Origin of the sequence: Janthinobacterium sp. 1_2014MBL_MicDiv (genome assembly GCF_001865675.1) — a bacterium.
GTDB lineage: Bacteria > Pseudomonadota > Gammaproteobacteria > Burkholderiales > Burkholderiaceae_D > Janthinobacterium.
This window is the reverse complement of sequence record NZ_CP011319.1, coordinates 1,214,873-1,229,345: the sequence shown is the minus strand read 5'-3', so window position 1 is coordinate 1,229,345 and position 14,473 is coordinate 1,214,873. Positions and strand designations below refer to the sequence as shown.

Genomic DNA, 14,473 nt, shown 5'->3' with positions numbered 1-14,473 from the left:
TCAGACCAGCGGATCCGGCAACCCGGTCAAGGTGAAGATTTCAAAACCCGTTTCCGTCACGGCCAGCGAATGTTCGAACTGCGCCGACAGCGAGCGGTCTTTCGTCACCGTCGTCCACTTGTCGGGCAAGACCTTGACCTGGTAGCTGCCCACGTTGAGCATCGGCTCGATGGTGAAGATCATGCCCGGCTCGAGCACGATGCCCGTGCCGGCGCGGCCGTAGTGCAGCACCTGCGGCGCGTCGTGGAAGACCTTGCCCAGGCCGTGGCCGCAGAAGTCGCGCACCGAGGAAAAACCCTGCGCCTTGGCCACCGCCTCGATGGCGGCGCCGACGTCGCCCAGCGTGGCGCCAGGGCGCACGGTATTGATGCCGGCCATCATCGATTCATACGCCGTGTTGACGAGGCGGTTGGCCAGGATGGAAACGGCGCCCACCTTGAAGGTGCGGCTGGTGTCGCCGTGCCACTCGTTGAACTTCGGCGTGACGTCGATGTTGAGGATGTCGCCCACTTTCAGGATCTTCGTCTCGGACGGGATGCCATGCGTGACGACGTGGTTGACGGAAATGCAGCTGGCGTGCTTGTAGCCGTGGTAATCGATGGTGGCGGGAATGGCGCCGGCGGCGCGCATGAATTCCTCGCACAATGCGTCGAGCTTGGCCGTCGAGATGCCTGGCTTGACGAAGGGCGTGATGTAGTCGAGCGTGTCGGCGGCGATGCGGCCGGCCGCGCGCATGCCGGCGAAGCCTTCGTCGTCGTGCAGGGGGATTTTCTTGCCGTGTTCAAGCTGGGTGGAATAGCGCATGGAGATTTTTCTTTTTCAGTGTGTGGTGGTGTGTAATGCCCAGCCGCGCACGGCATCGTGCGAGGCGCGCAGCATGGCGTCGACGCTGGCCGGTATCGGCCGCTCCTGGGTCAGGTAGGGCTTGACGACGGCCACGGGAGCGTCGATCAGCACGAATTTGAGCAACATGTGATCGAGATCCAGTTCGGTGCTGCCGGGCATGGCTTCGGCGCAGCGCGCGAAGCAGGCGTCGAGCGCCGCCTGTTCCTCTTCCAGCGCGGCGGCAAGCTCCTCGCTGAGGCCGCCGTTGAAATCGGGGCTGTCCGCGCATTGCAGCAGGAAGCGCGCGTACACGGGCTTGCGCCGGCACCAGTCGAGCAAGCCGTGCACGCCGGCCCAGGTGTCGCCGCCGAGCCAGCGGCTGGCCACCTCCTCGCGGAAGTCGCTTTTCACGCGCAGCCAGGCGCGCGCCAGGATGGCATTGCGCGAATCGAAGCGGTGATACACGGAACCGATGGGCGCGCCGGCCTTGACGGCGATGGCGGCCATCGACACGGCGCCCACGCCGCACTGGGCGGCGACGGCGATCGCGCTGTCGATGAAATTGTTTTCGTTGAATTTGGCTAGTCTGACCATACCAAATAGAATACAGATTCTATTTGAATTCGTCAAGCGCTGCCGTCCGGCGAAAAACGGGGCAAACAAGAGTTGCCTTGCTGCCTTACAATGGTATGCACGAACCTCACAGGAGAACTCGCTTGCTTACGCCCCCCTTCATTGCCTCCGCCCGCTTCGACGATCCACGCCAGGCGCTGGCGCAGGTGCAAGCCATTTACCGCAGCAGCATCGAACACTTGCGCGATGCGCTGCAACGCTTCGTCGCCGGCGAGGACATGCACGAGCGCGTGCGCGCCTGCTACCCGTTCGTGCGCATCCAGACGGAAACGGTGGCGCGCGCCGACTCGCCGCTGGCCTACGGTTTCGTCGCCGGCCCCGGCGTGTTTGAAACCACCCTGACGCGCCCCGACCTGTTCGGCGACTACTACCTGGACCAGTTTACCCTGCTGCTGAAAAACCATAACCGCGGCCAGAAAGTGCACCTGGAAGTGGGCGTCAGCGCGCAGCCGATACCCGTGCATTTCTCGTTCGCCGAACATGACCATATCGAAGGCAACATGGATGCGGGCCGCCGCGTGGCCATGCGCGACCTGTTCGACCTGCCCGACCTGTCGGCCATGGACGACGGCATCGCCAACGGCACGCACGAGCCGGCGCACGGCGAAGCGCAGCCGCTGTCGCTGTTTACGGGTCCGCGCGTCGATTATTCGCTGCAGCGCCTGCGCCACTACAGCGGCACCTCGCCGCAGCACTTCCAGAACTTCGTCCTGTTTACCAATTACCAGTTCTACATCGACGAATTCATCCGCCTGGGCCACGCCATGATGGAGCGCGCACCCGACGATGCCGCGCCATCGGACGACGACGGCTACATCGCCTTCGTCGAACCGGGCAACGTGATCACGCGCCGCGTGGGCCTGGCCATCGAAAGCGACGACCTGCTGGGCGCCGCGCCGCCGCGCCTGCCGCAGATGCCCGCCTACCACCTGCTGCGCGCCGACGGCAGCGGCATCACCATGGTCAATATCGGCGTGGGACCGGCCAACGCCAAGACCATCACCGACCATATCGCCGTGCTGCGTCCGCACGCCTGGCTGATGCTCGGCCACTGCGCGGGCTTGCGCACCACGCAAAGCCTGGGCGACTACGTGCTGGCGCATGCCTATGTGCGCGAAGACCACGTGCTCGACGAAGACTTGCCGCTGTGGGTGCCGATCCCGCCGCTGGCGGAAATCCAGCAGGCGCTGCAAACGGCGGTGGCCGAGATCACGCAGCTGACCGGGCATGACCTGAAGCACATCATGCGCACGGGGACCGTGGCCAGCACCGACAACCGCAACTGGGAACTGCTGCCGCAGCGCACGCCCGAGCGCCGCTTCAGCCAGAGCCGCGCCATCGCGCTGGACATGGAAAGCGCGACGATTGCCGCCAACGGTTTCCGCTTCCGCGTCCCCTACGGCACCCTGCTGTGCGTCAGCGACAAGCCGCTGCACGGTGAAATCAAGCTGCCCGGCATGGCCAACCACTTCTACCGCGAGCGCGTCGACCAGCATTTGCGCATCGGCATCCGCGCCGTGGAACTGCTGCGCCGCCAGGGCGTGGACCGGCTGCACAGCCGCAAGCTGCGCAGCTTCGCCGAGGTGGCGTTCCAATAAAAAAACGGCGCCTGCATTCCCATGCAGGCGCCGTTTTTCATCCGCAGCCGCTTACAGGAAGCGGTCGAGGATCTTGCGCGTCGTCTTGTCGATATTGAACATGTCGCGTATCAGAAAGTGGATGCCGTGGTTGTCGGCGATCAGCAGCGACGCGGCGCCGATGCGGCGGATGTCTTCCTCCCCCTTCAGCACGAACTGCGTCTCGCCGCGGTCCGTGTCGACGTACCAGGTGCACGGCGTGGCGAAGCTGGAAACGCTTTTCACGCGCGCGATCTCGGGCATGAATTCGCGCCCCTCCAGCTCCTCCTGCAGCAGGCTGCGCGTCGGCTCGGGCAAGGCGTCGAGGCGGTCGATCCACGCCACTTCCTTGCCATTGCCCAGCACCAGCGAAATACCCTCGTCGGGCGACTGGATGGGGAAGGCGCGCACGGGCGCCACGCCCTCGTGTTCCTGGCCGTCCCCGGCCGTCATCACCAGCTTGCCGAAGCTGTCGCGGCGTAATGTAAAGTGTGTACTGGCCATGCTTATTCCTTGTCATCCAGGGCGAGTTCGTTGTTGCGCGCCTGTGCTTCGTAGAGGCGGAAATAGGCGCCCTCTTTCGCCATCAGCTCGTCGTGGCTGCCCACTTCGACGACCTGGCCACGGTCCAGCACCACCAGGCGGTCGGCGCGGTGCAGGGTCGACAGCCTGTGCGCGATGGCGATCGTCGTGCGGCCCTGCACCAGGTTGTCCAGCGCCTTCTGGATCTCTTTTTCCGTTTCCGAGTCGACCGACGATGTCGCCTCATCCATGATCAGGATGCGCGGGTCGATCAAGAGCGCACGGGCGATCGAGATGCGCTGGCGTTCGCCGCCGGACAGGCCCTGGCCACGCTCGCCCACCATCGAATCGTAACCCTGCGGCAGGCGCAGGATGAATTCATGGGCATGCGCGGCGCGCGCGGCGGCGATGATGTCCTGGCGCGTCGCATGCGGCTTGCCGTAGGCGATATTTTCCGCGATGGTGCCGAAGAACAGGAATGGCTCCTGCAGCACCAGGCCGATATTGCGGCGGTAGTCGGAGACGGCGAACGAGCGGATGTCGACGCCGTCGAGCAAAATGGCCCCTTCCGAGACGTCGTAGAAGCGGCAGATCAGGTTGACCAGGGTGCTCTTGCCGGAGCCGCTGTGGCCCACCAGGCCGATCATCTCGCCGGCCTTGATGTTCAGCGTGATGCCGCGGTTGACGGCGCGGTTGCCATAGCGGAAACCGACTTCGCGCAAGTCGATGCGGCCTTCGATCTTCTCCAGCTTGACCGGTTGCGCCGGCTCCGGCACGCTCGACACGTGGTCGAGGATGTCGAAGATGCGCTTGGCGGCGGAGGCCGACTTCTGCGTCACGGAGACGATGCGGCTCATGGAATCAAGGCGGCCATAGAAGCGCGTGCTGTAGGCGATGAAGGCGGTCAGCACGCCGACGGTGATTTCGCCGCGCGACAGCTGCCAGATGCCGAAGCACCAGATGACCAATAAACCCATCTCCGTCAGGAACGAGACGGTCGGCGAGAACAGCGACCAGACCTTGTTCAATTTGTCGTTGACGGCCAGGTTGTGCGCGTTGGCATCGCGGAAGCGGGCCGCTTCGCGTTTTTCCTGCGCAAACGCCTTCACCACGCGGATGCCGGGAATCGTATCGGCCAGCACGTTGGTCACTTCGCTCCACACACGGTCGATCTTTTCAAAGCCCGTGCGCAGACGGTCGCGCACCAGGTGGATCATCCAGGCGATGAAGGGCAGCGGCGCCAGGGTCATGATGGCCAGCCAGGGGTTCATCGACCACAGGATCACGCCCGTCATGATGATCATCAGCACGTCGGAAGCGAAATCGAGCAGGTGCAGCGAGAGGAAGACGCAGATGCGGTCGCTGCCGCTGCCGATGCGCGCCATCAGGTCGCCCGTGCGCTTGCCGCCGAAAAATTCCAGCGACAGCTTCATCAGGTGTTCATACGTGGCCGAGCGCAGGTCGGCGCCCATGCGCTCGGACACCAGCGCCAGCACATACGTCTTGCCCCAGCCCAGCAGCCAGGCCAGCAGGGCCGAACCGAGCAAGCCGCTCATGTAATACACCACCAGCCACGGATCGATGTGCTTGCCGTTTTGATATGGAATCAGCACATTGTCCATCAGCGGCGCCGTCAGGTAGGGCGGAATCATGTGCGCGGCGGTGCTCAGCAGCATCAACAGGAAGCCCAGCGCCAGCTGGCCACGGTAGGGATGGGCGAAGCGCCACAGGCGGAACAGGGTCCACGTCGACGGCGGCGTGTGCAGCACCTTGGCGCAGATCGGGCATTCTTCCTGCTCCGGCTCCAGCGGCGCCTTGCAGCTGGGGCACACTTCCTGCTCCGCTTCCAGCACGGGCTGGCCCGTCAGGTGGCTGTCGAGGCGCTCGACGAACTGTTCCAGCACGCGGATCGCATGCAGATTCTGGCCCAGGGTGAAGCGCCAGGAGGCCAGGCGGCCATGGTCGTCGAACAGTTCCAGGTGGCCGACACCGGCGTGGTCGTGGTGCGTCAGGCGCAGTCCGGGGCGGAAAGACCAGCTTTTCCACGCGGTTTCCCCGGGGGAACGGGCCAGCAGACGCTTCTCGGTGACAACAATTATGCCTTTTGTGAAACGTAATCGCGCATCGAGGTCAACCTCAACGCTACTTAAAACGTTCTCCCCTGGAGAAAGGTTGCTTTCCACTTCCGCCAGCCAGTGTTCCGGCAGCGCTGTGAGGGGAATAGTTGTTGCAGGAACACTCAGTTCAGTTGTCATCGTAAAGCATACTCCGGCTCGAGGCCAAGCCCTTCGGGGGCGGGATTTGGGGGATGGGGCAGACGCCCGATCAATGTTTGTGTACTGCGCGATGGCGGGGTGGATGCACCAGTGGCAATTTCCTGTATTGTATCGAATGGATGCATGCCGGTAAGGAATGGATAGCAAAACGCATCAAAAAAACGCTAGTCAGTCGCAGGAAGTGCCGGGCAGGCGCGGCGCTTTTGCAACGCGGCCCGGGTAATGGGCAAGTATACAACAGCTGGCTGTTGCGCAAATGCTCCAGCTTTGACCAGAGTCGGTATCTTTATAACAAGTATGGCAACAATTAGTAACAATTAGAATGACAACACCAGCAGAATACGAGCAGCAAACGCGACAAGAGGCCACTAAAAGTGGCACACTGCGCATACCCGGGATAAAGAACCAAGCACGAGCCTGAAAAGTCTCTGTAGAGCCAACATAAAGTATCTGGCGCCCAGACGCCTGGCTTGTTATCAAGAAACCACTTACATGATCAAGAAGAAGAACATCGAATTTGTCCGCGTCACCCACTTGCGCGGCCCCAACATCTGGACTTACCGCCCGGTGATTGAAGCCTGGGTCGACATCGGCGAACTGGAAGACTACCCATCGAACACCCTGCCCGGCCTGTACGAACGGCTGGTGGCATGGCTGCCCGGCATGATCGAGCACCGCTGCGGCGTGGGCGAACGGGGCGGCTTTTTCGAGCGCCTGCGCGAAGGCACGTGGTCGGCCCACATCCTCGAGCACGTGGTGCTGGAGCTGCAAAACCTGGCCGGCATGCGCACGGGCTTCGGCCAGACGCGTTCGACCAGCCAGCGCGGCGTCTACAAGATGGCCTTCCGCACGCGCGAAGAACAGGTCGGCCGCGCCGCCCTGGCCACCGCGCGCACCATGCTGATGGCCGCCATCAACGATGAAGCGTTCGACCTGGAAGCGGCCCTGGCGCCGCTGCGCGACATGGTCGACGCGCGCTGCCTCGGTCCGAGCACGGCCAGCATCGTCGATGCCGCCACCGAGCGCCGCATCCCTTCGCTGCGCCTGAACGACGGCAACCTGGTGCAACTGGGCCACGGCGCCGCGCAGCGCCGCATCTGGACGGCCGAAACGGACCGCACCAGCGCCATTGCCGAAGGCATCGCCAGCGACAAGGACTTGACCAAATTCCTGCTCAAATCGTGCGGCGTGCGCGTGCCCGAAGGCAGCCTGGTGCGCAGCGCCGAGGCGGCCTGGGAAGAAGCGCAGGATATCGGCGTGCCCGTCGTCGTGAAACCGTATGACGGCAACCATGGCCGCGGCGTCTCGCTGAACCTGATGACGGAAGCCGACGTGAAGGCGGCCTACGAACTGGCCGCGCGCAAGGGCGACAGCTCGGCCGTGCTGGTGGAAAGCTTCATCACGGGCGACGAACACCGTTTGCTCGTCGTCGGCAACAAGCTGATCGCCGCCGCCAAGGGCGAATCGCTGTGGGTCGATGGCGATGGCGTCTCCAGCGTGCTCGAACTGGTGAACGCGCAGATCAATATCGATCCGCGCCGCGGCGAGGGCGAAGACTTCCCGCTGGGCACCGTCAAGCCGCATGAATCGGGCGAAATCGTGCTGGAACTGCAGCGCCAGGGCATGACCGCCCTGTCCGTGCCGCAGGCCGGCCAGAAAGTGCTGATCCAGCCGAACGGCAACGTGGCCATCGACGTCACCGACGACGTGCATCCATCCGTCGTGCATGCGGCCCTGCTGGCCGCGCGCGTCGTCGGCCTCGATATCGCCGGCATCGACCTGGTCACCACCGACATCACGCGTCCGCTGGAAGAGCAGCGCGGCGCCATCATCGAAGTCAATGCCAGCCCTGGCCTGCTGGCGCACATCAAGCCGGGCGTGGGCCAGCCACGCCCGGTCGGCGCGGCCATCGTCGACCACCTGTTCGCGGCCGAGGAAACGGGCCGCATTCCGCTGATCGGCGTGACGGGCACGCGCGGCGCCAGCCTGATCGTGCGCATGCTGTGCAAGCTGCTCAACCTGTCGGGCCTGCACACGGGCGCCGTCTGCAGCGAAGGCATGTACCTGGACCAGCGCCGTGTCGTCAGCAGCGATTGCGTGAACTGGGATGCGGGTCAGCGCCTGCTGCTCAACCGCACAGTGCAGACCGCCCTGTTCGAGAGCAATCCGCGCATGATCCTGGCCGAAGGCCTGGCCTATGACAAGTGCCAGATCGGCATCGTCACGGACATGGGCAGCCTCGATAGCGTGAAGGATTTCGACGTGCTGGACGAAGCCGGCCTGTACAAGGTCGTGCGCAGCCAGGTCGACGTGGTCGTGCCGACCGGCGTGGCCGTGCTCAACGCGGCGCACCCGCAAGTGCTGGAACTGGCCGAGCTGTGCGACGGCACCGTGACGCTGTACGCGCAGGATGGCAGCCTGCCCGCGATCGCGGCGCAGCTGGCGGCTGGCCAGCGCGCCGCTTTCGTGCGCGGCAACCACATCGTGCTGGCCGAAGGCGCGATCGAAACCGTGCTGCTGTGCCTGGACCTGCTGAAACCGGCCACCGCCGGCAACGTCGACAGCGTGCTGGCCGTGGCCGCCGCCGCCTGGTCCCTGAACCTGCCGGTCGAACTGATTTGCGCCGGCTTGCGCACCTTCGACGCGGCCCCCGGCTGCATCGGGAACTGAAAACCAGAGACGTCAAACCAAACCTACTGCGCGTCGCGATTTGCGGCCGCCGATGCTCACTGTGCATCCGCACAGCTCCGCTTCTCGGCCACAAATCCCATCCGCTCGCTACGGTTTGATTTGACGTAAAAGTCCGGCTTCGGCCGGGCCCACAAGAACACAACAGGATTACGGTTTAATTATGGAAGTATCTCGCGTACGGGCCTTGCGGGGCCCTAACCTCTGGAGCCACGACACCGCCGTGGAAGCCATTGTTTCCTGCACCACGCAGGAACTCGACATCGCCCAGCTGCCCGGCTTCGAAGCCCGCCTGCGCGCGCGCTTTCCGCAACTGAGCCCGCTGCAACCGCTGGGCAATTACAACGCCGCGCCGATGGCGCAGGTGCTGGAACTGGCGGCGCTGGGCCTGCAGGCGCAAGCCGGCTGCCCCGTCACCTTCAGCCGCACCACGCCGACGCTGGAAACGGGCATCTTCCAGGTCGTCGTCGAATACTCGGAAGAAGCCGTGGGCCGTCTGGCCCTGGAGCTGGCGCAGCAGCTGTGCCGCGCCGCGCTGGAGGACGCGCCGTTCGACCTGGCCGGCGCCCTGCACCAGTTGCAGGAACTCGATGAAGACGTGCGCCTCGGTCCATCGACTGGCGCCATCGTCAACGCCGCCGTGGCCCGCAACATCCCGTTCCGCCGCCTGACAGAAGGCAGCCTGGTGACGTTCGGCTGGGGCAGCAAGCAGCGCAAGATCCAGGCCGCCGAAATGGACGGCACCAGCGCCATCGCCGAAGCCATCGCGCAAGACAAGGAACTGACGAAAAAACTGCTCGATTCGGCCGGCGTGCCCGTGCCGCAAGGCCGCGTCGTCGTCGACGCGGACGACGCCTGGGCGGCCGCCTGCGACATCGGCCTGCCCGTCGTCGTGAAACCCAAGGATGGCAACCAGGGCAAGGGCGTCACCGTCAACATCACCACGCGCGAACAGCTGACGGCCGGCTTCATCGCGGCACAGGAATTCCGCGACGATATCCTCGTCGAGCGCTACCTGCCGGGCCACGATTTCCGTTTGCTCGTCATTGGCAACAAGATGGTGGCGGCAGCCCGCCGCGACCCGCCGCAAGTGGTGGGCGACGGCCAGCACACGGTGCGCGAACTGGTCGACCAGGTCAACCTCGATCCGCGCCGCGGCAGCGGCCACGCCACCTCGCTGACGAAGATCCGCTTCGACGATATCGCCCTGGCCAGCCTGGCCAAGCAGGGCTATGTGGCCGACTCGGTGCCGCCGGTGGGCCAGCGCGTGATCCTGCGCAATAACGCCAACCTGTCGACGGGCGGCTCGGCCACCGACGTCACCGTCGACGTGCACCCGGAAGTGGCGGCGCGCGCCGTCGCGGCCGCACACATGGTGGGCCTCGATATCTGCGGCGTGGACGTGGTTTCCGACAGCGTCTTGAAGCCGCTGGAAGAACAGAACGGCGGCATCGTGGAAGTCAATGCCGCACCGGGCTTGCGCATGCACCTGGCGCCGTCGTTCGGCAAGCCGCGCCCCGTGGGCGAAGCCATCATCGCCGCCATGTTCGCCGAAGGCGACGATGGCCGCATCCCCGTCGTCGCCGTCACGGGCACGAACGGCAAGACCACCACCGTGCGCCTGATCGCCCACCTGCTGACGACGTCCGGCCTGCGCACCGGCATGACGAATACGGACGGCGTGTACATCGAAGGCCGCCAGATCGACAGCGGCGACTGCAGCGGCCCGCGCAGCGCGCGCAACGTGCTGCTGCACCCTGACGTGGACGCGGCCGTGTTCGAGACGGCGCGCGGCGGCATGCTGCGCGAAGGCTTGGCCTTCGACCGCTGCCAGGTCGCCGTGGTGACCAACATCGGCGCCGGCGACCACCTGGGCCTGAACTACATCACCACCGTGGAAGACCTGGCGGTATTGAAACGCGTGATCGTGCAGAACGTGGCCGACAGCGGCGTCGCCGTGCTGAATGCCACCGACCCCGCCGTCGCGCGCATGGCCAAGAACTGCAGCGGCACGGTGACCTTCTTCGCCGCCGACAAGACGCACCCCGTGATGGCCACGCACCGCGCGCAAGGCAACCGCGTGGTGTACGTGGAAGACGGCAAGCTGGTCGCGGCACAGGGCCAGGAACGCCACGAGATCGCCCTGTCGCAGGTGCCGATCACGCGCAATGGCGCCATCGGCTTCCAGGTCGACAACGTCATGGCCTCGCTGGCCGCCGCCTGGGCCGTGGGCCTGGACTGGAAAACCATCGCGCTGGGCCTGAAAACCTTTGCCAATGAAGCCGACAACGCGCCGGGCCGCTTCAACGTCTTCGATTATCGTGGAGCCACGCTGATCGCCGACTACGGCCACAATCCGGACGCCATCCTGGCGCTGGTGCAGGCCGTCGAAAGCATGCCGGCCAAGCGCCGCCTTGTCGTCATCAGCGGCGCCGGCGACCGCCGCGACGAAGACATCCGCCAGCAGACGGAAATCCTCGGCGCCGCGTTCGACGACGTCCTGCTGTACCAGGACCAGTGCCAGCGCGGCCGCGCCGACGGCGAAGTCGTGGCGCTGCTGCGCCAGGGCCTGAACGGCGCCACGCGCACCAGCCATATCGATGAAATCAACGGCGAATTCGTCGCCATCGACAAGGCCCTGGCGCGCCTGAACGACGGCGATCTGTGCCTGATCCTGATCGACCAGGTGGAAGAAGCGCTGGCGCACATCGCCAAGCGCGTCGCCGAAGCGTAAGCGCGACTTCGTTGCGCACAAGGGCGGCCTGCGGGCCGCCTTTTTTTTCGTCCCCGCGCATCCGTCGCCACCAGTCTGCAGCGCCGCTGCAGCGCCACCTCAGCGCGGCATCCCGCGCACGACACCAACTCATTCATCCCGCCTGTGGAGGCTTTGCAACGCGCAGCGGCAGGCACGCGCCGTCATGACCAAGCCAGGCACCTGGCGCCAGGGCGCGCGGATGCGGCAGGGATACCGGAATTGGTATGGGAATCAAAAAAGAAGTGATTTGTGGGGCAAAGTCATTCCCCCTACCATGATTCTCGAGCACGTTTCAGCTCTGGCGGCGGCTGCCGCAGCGTTTTCAACATAACTAAAATACAGGTGGAGACAAGATGGACAGATTGATAGCAGCGGGCATTCCCACGCCCCGGCAAAACACACGCTTGACCCTGAAGGCCACGGTGGCCGCGCTGGCCGGCGCCGGCCTGCTGAGCAGTGCTTCCGTCTGGGCGCAGCAGGCGCCAGCCGTGGCGCCCCCGGCGACAGAAGCGGCAGAGGCGGCAGCGGCGGCACCCGCGCAAGCGGCAGCCGACAATGCCGGCATCGCCGTCGTCGCCGTCACGGGCGTACGCCGCGCCGCCCAAAGCGCGCAGACGATCAAGAAGAACAACGACCAGGTGGTCGACTCCATCGTCGCCGATGAAATCGGCAAGTTCCCCGACAAGAACGTGGCCGAAATCCTCGGCCGCGTGACGGGCGTGCAGATCCGCCGCGAAGGCGGCGAAGCCGGTTCCGTCATCATCCGCGGCCTGCCCGGCGTGGTGACCCTGCTGAATGGCCGCGAGATGTTTACCTCGGTGGGCCGCAGCCTGTACCTGGCCGACATTCCGACGGCCATGCTGCAGCGCGTGGACGTCTACAAGTCGCAGGGCGCCGACATGGTCGAAGGCGGTACGGCCGGCGTCATCGACGTGCGCACCAACCGCCCGTTCGACTTCAAGGGCTTCACGGCATCGGGCAATGTGCGCGCCGAGCACCGCGACAAGTCCGGCTCGACGGACCCCAACGTCAGCGGCATGGTCTCGAACCGCTGGAAAACCCCGTACGGCGAATTCGGCGCCCTGCTCGGCCTGTCCTACCAGCGCAGCAAATACTATGACGAGACGATCTGGAACGCCGAACCGGTCAAGCGCCCGGAAGCGGGCAACATCACGGGCCCCGATTCCGTCGGCATGATCCCCACCGTGGGCGACCGCAAGCGCTACGCGGCGAATGCGGCCTTCCAGTGGCGCCCGAACTCGCAGGTGGAAGTGTATGCGGAAGGCATGTCGACCCTGATCAAGCACGCGTTCGACAGCCAGTTCTTCGTCGGCTCGCTGCCCTGGGGCCAGGACCCGGACATCACGCTGATCCCCGGCACCAACCAGGCAGCCACGGTGGGCAAGATCGACGGCCCATGGTCGCCATTCACGCTCGGCTCGACGCAGGCGCGGCGCGACCGTTCGATCGGTTCGCAGGGCGCCATCGGCGCGCGCTGGGACATCACGCCGCAGCTGCGCGCCACCACGGAACTGGCGCGCACGGTGAGCAACTTCGAGCGCGAATTCCCCATCCTCGACTTCCTCGCGCATCCGACCAGCGTCATCGGCAGCACGAACGTGAACGGCGGTGCGCAGATCAGCTACCCCGGCTACAACATGGCCGATCCGAAGAACTACACCCTGCTCGGCTTCTACGATAACCACAGCCACGACGAGGGCAGTTCCACCGACTGGCGCGGCGACGTCACCTACGACATGGAGAGCGCGGGCTTCTTCCGCGAATTCTCGACCGGCGTGCGCGTGGCCAGGCGCAAGGCCGAATCGATCCGCGAAAAGAACGTGCAGGGCGGCCTGACGTCGACCATGACTGCCGACGCCATTCCCGGCCTGGCGTGCACCTCGCACGACAACACGGGCAATTTCGGCCTGCAAAGCTGGATCACGCCGTGCCGCGACTTCATGCTCAATAACACGGCCGCCCTGCGCCAGTTATTCACGGGCAGCAGCGCACGCAGCCCGGACGATCCGCTGACGCACTTCCAGGACGTGGAAAAAACCAGCGCCATCTATGGCAAGGCGCGCATCGGCTTCGAGCTGGGCCAGGTACCCGTCGATGGCACGCTCGGCGTGCGCGTGGTGCAGACCAAGCAGGACTTGCAGGGCAATTCCTCGCAAAACGGTGTCATCTCGCCCGTGCGCGTGCAGACTTCCGACACGGATGTCCTGCCCAGCATGACCCTGAAAGCCATGCTGCGCCAGGACCTGATCGGCCGCATCACGGCAGGCAAGGCCATCCAGCGCGCCAACTTCGCCGACTTCAATCCGGGCGTGACCCTGAGCCAGAGCCTGGACATGGTGCGCCCGACCGGCGGCGGCGGCAACCCGGATCTGAAACCGGTGGAAGGCAAGAACCTCGATGCGGCGCTGGAATGGTATTTCGCGCAGACGGGCTCCGTCACGGCCACCGTGTTCCGCCACAACTTCAAGAACTACATCCTGTCCGGTTCGGCCAAGGAAACGTATGGCGGCATCGAATACGACATCACGCGTCCGCGCAACACGTCGAAGGGCCATCTGCAGGGCATGGAGATGGCATACCAGCAGTTCTACGACAAGCTGCCGGGCTGGATGAGCGGCCTGGGCCTGCAGGCGAACGCCACCTACATGACGGGCGAACTGGAAGAGATCGACGGCAGCGCGCATCCGTTCACGGGCATGTCGAAGTGGTCGGCCAACATCGTCGGCCTGTACGAGCAGGGTCCATGGTCGGCGCGCCTGGCCTACAGCTGGCGCGACAAGTATGTCGATGACTACAACTACCGCGGCAAGGGCATCCATCTGACCGTGGCGCCGACGAAGACCCTGGACGCGTCGATCTCGTACAAGATCAACCCGAACACCACGGTGACCCTGGACGCCAACAACCTGCTCGACTCGACCTACCACGACTACCATGACTCGCCGGAATATGTGCGCGATGTGCGCCGCTATGACAAGGTCGTAGGCCTGTCCTTGCGCTGGAGCTACTAGCGGACACCTGAGCTGACCGGCTGCGCGGCGCGCTTTGCGCCCGGCGATGCTCGCGGCCTTAAAATGCCGCCGCGCTTCCCGGCCTCACCTCGCTGCCGCTCGCGATGGTTTTGTCAGGCGTCGAAA

8 protein-coding genes are annotated in these 14,473 nt (G+C 65.0%); 4 read left to right on the top strand and 4 right to left on the bottom strand.

Annotated elements, in window-relative coordinates; translation table 11 throughout:
* On the bottom strand, positions 1-804 hold the full coding sequence (gene map, locus YQ44_RS05385; protein WP_071322504.1) for a type I methionyl aminopeptidase: 804 nt from the start codon (positions 802-804) through the stop codon (positions 1-3).
* A 15-nt stretch (positions 805-819) separates the two neighbouring features.
* Positions 820-1,419 carry a TetR/AcrR family transcriptional regulator gene (locus YQ44_RS05380; protein ID WP_071322503.1) on the bottom strand — a complete coding sequence of 200 codons (600 nt, stop codon included), beginning with the start codon at positions 1,417-1,419 and terminating at the stop codon, positions 820-822.
* A gap of 122 nt (positions 1,420-1,541) precedes the next feature.
* Here YQ44_RS05380 and YQ44_RS05375 point away from each other — a divergent pair, with 122 nt between their 5' ends.
* Positions 1,542-3,056 (top strand): AMP nucleosidase, encoded by a 1,515-nt coding sequence (locus YQ44_RS05375; protein WP_232251057.1) that lies wholly within the window; start codon positions 1,542-1,544, stop codon positions 3,054-3,056.
* Between the two features lie 51 nt (positions 3,057-3,107).
* Here the strand turns inward: YQ44_RS05375 and YQ44_RS05370 are convergent, their stop codons facing one another.
* Together YQ44_RS05370 and YQ44_RS05365 are read right to left on the bottom strand one after the other, a co-directional pair.
* Positions 3,108-3,578, bottom strand: coding sequence for a cyanophycin metabolism-associated DUF1854 family protein (locus YQ44_RS05370; RefSeq protein WP_071322501.1), 471 nt, complete (start codon positions 3,576-3,578; stop codon positions 3,108-3,110).
* 2 nt (positions 3,579-3,580) lie between these two features.
* Positions 3,581-5,851: a cyanophycin metabolism-associated ABC transporter gene (locus YQ44_RS05365; protein WP_083411659.1), complete on the bottom strand. Its 2,271-nt coding sequence runs from the start codon at positions 5,849-5,851 to the stop codon at positions 3,581-3,583.
* Between the two features lie 513 nt (positions 5,852-6,364).
* Between YQ44_RS05365 and YQ44_RS05360 the strand changes: the two genes are divergently transcribed.
* The 3 genes from YQ44_RS05360 to YQ44_RS05350 all read left to right on the top strand — a co-directional run bounded on the left by YQ44_RS05360 (position 6,365) and on the right by YQ44_RS05350 (position 14,347).
* Complete coding sequence (locus YQ44_RS05360) at positions 6,365-8,542, top strand: cyanophycin synthetase (protein WP_071322500.1); 2,178 nt, start codon at positions 6,365-6,367, stop codon at positions 8,540-8,542.
* A gap of 181 nt (positions 8,543-8,723) precedes the next feature.
* A complete protein-coding gene (gene cphA / locus YQ44_RS05355) occupies positions 8,724-11,294 on the top strand; it encodes a cyanophycin synthetase (RefSeq protein WP_071322499.1) in 2,571 nt (856 codons plus the stop codon).
* Between the two features lie 374 nt (positions 11,295-11,668).
* Positions 11,669-14,347, top strand: coding sequence for a TonB-dependent receptor (locus tag YQ44_RS05350; RefSeq protein WP_071322498.1), 2,679 nt, complete (start codon positions 11,669-11,671; stop codon positions 14,345-14,347).
* Positions 14,348-14,473: the final 126 nt, after the last annotated feature.

What these genes read in the sequence shown, in the direction of transcription:
- map (WP_071322504.1), bottom strand. Translation starts at nt 804, where the DNA reads ATGCGCTATTCCACCCAGCTTGAACACGGCAAGAAAATCCCCCTGCAC.
- YQ44_RS05380 (WP_071322503.1), bottom strand. Translation starts at nt 1,419, where the DNA reads ATGGTCAGACTAGCCAAATTCAACGAAAACAATTTCATCGACAGCGCG.
- YQ44_RS05370 (WP_071322501.1), bottom strand. Translation starts at nt 3,578, where the DNA reads ATGGCCAGTACACACTTTACATTACGCCGCGACAGCTTCGGCAAGCTG.
- YQ44_RS05365 (WP_083411659.1), bottom strand. Translation starts at nt 5,851, where the DNA reads ATGACAACTGAACTGAGTGTTCCTGCAACAACTATTCCCCTCACAGCG.
- YQ44_RS05360 (WP_071322500.1), top strand. Translation starts at nt 6,365, where the DNA reads ATGATCAAGAAGAAGAACATCGAATTTGTCCGCGTCACCCACTTGCGC.
- cphA (WP_071322499.1), top strand. Translation starts at nt 8,724, where the DNA reads ATGGAAGTATCTCGCGTACGGGCCTTGCGGGGCCCTAACCTCTGGAGC.
- YQ44_RS05350 (WP_071322498.1), top strand. Translation starts at nt 11,669, where the DNA reads ATGGACAGATTGATAGCAGCGGGCATTCCCACGCCCCGGCAAAACACA.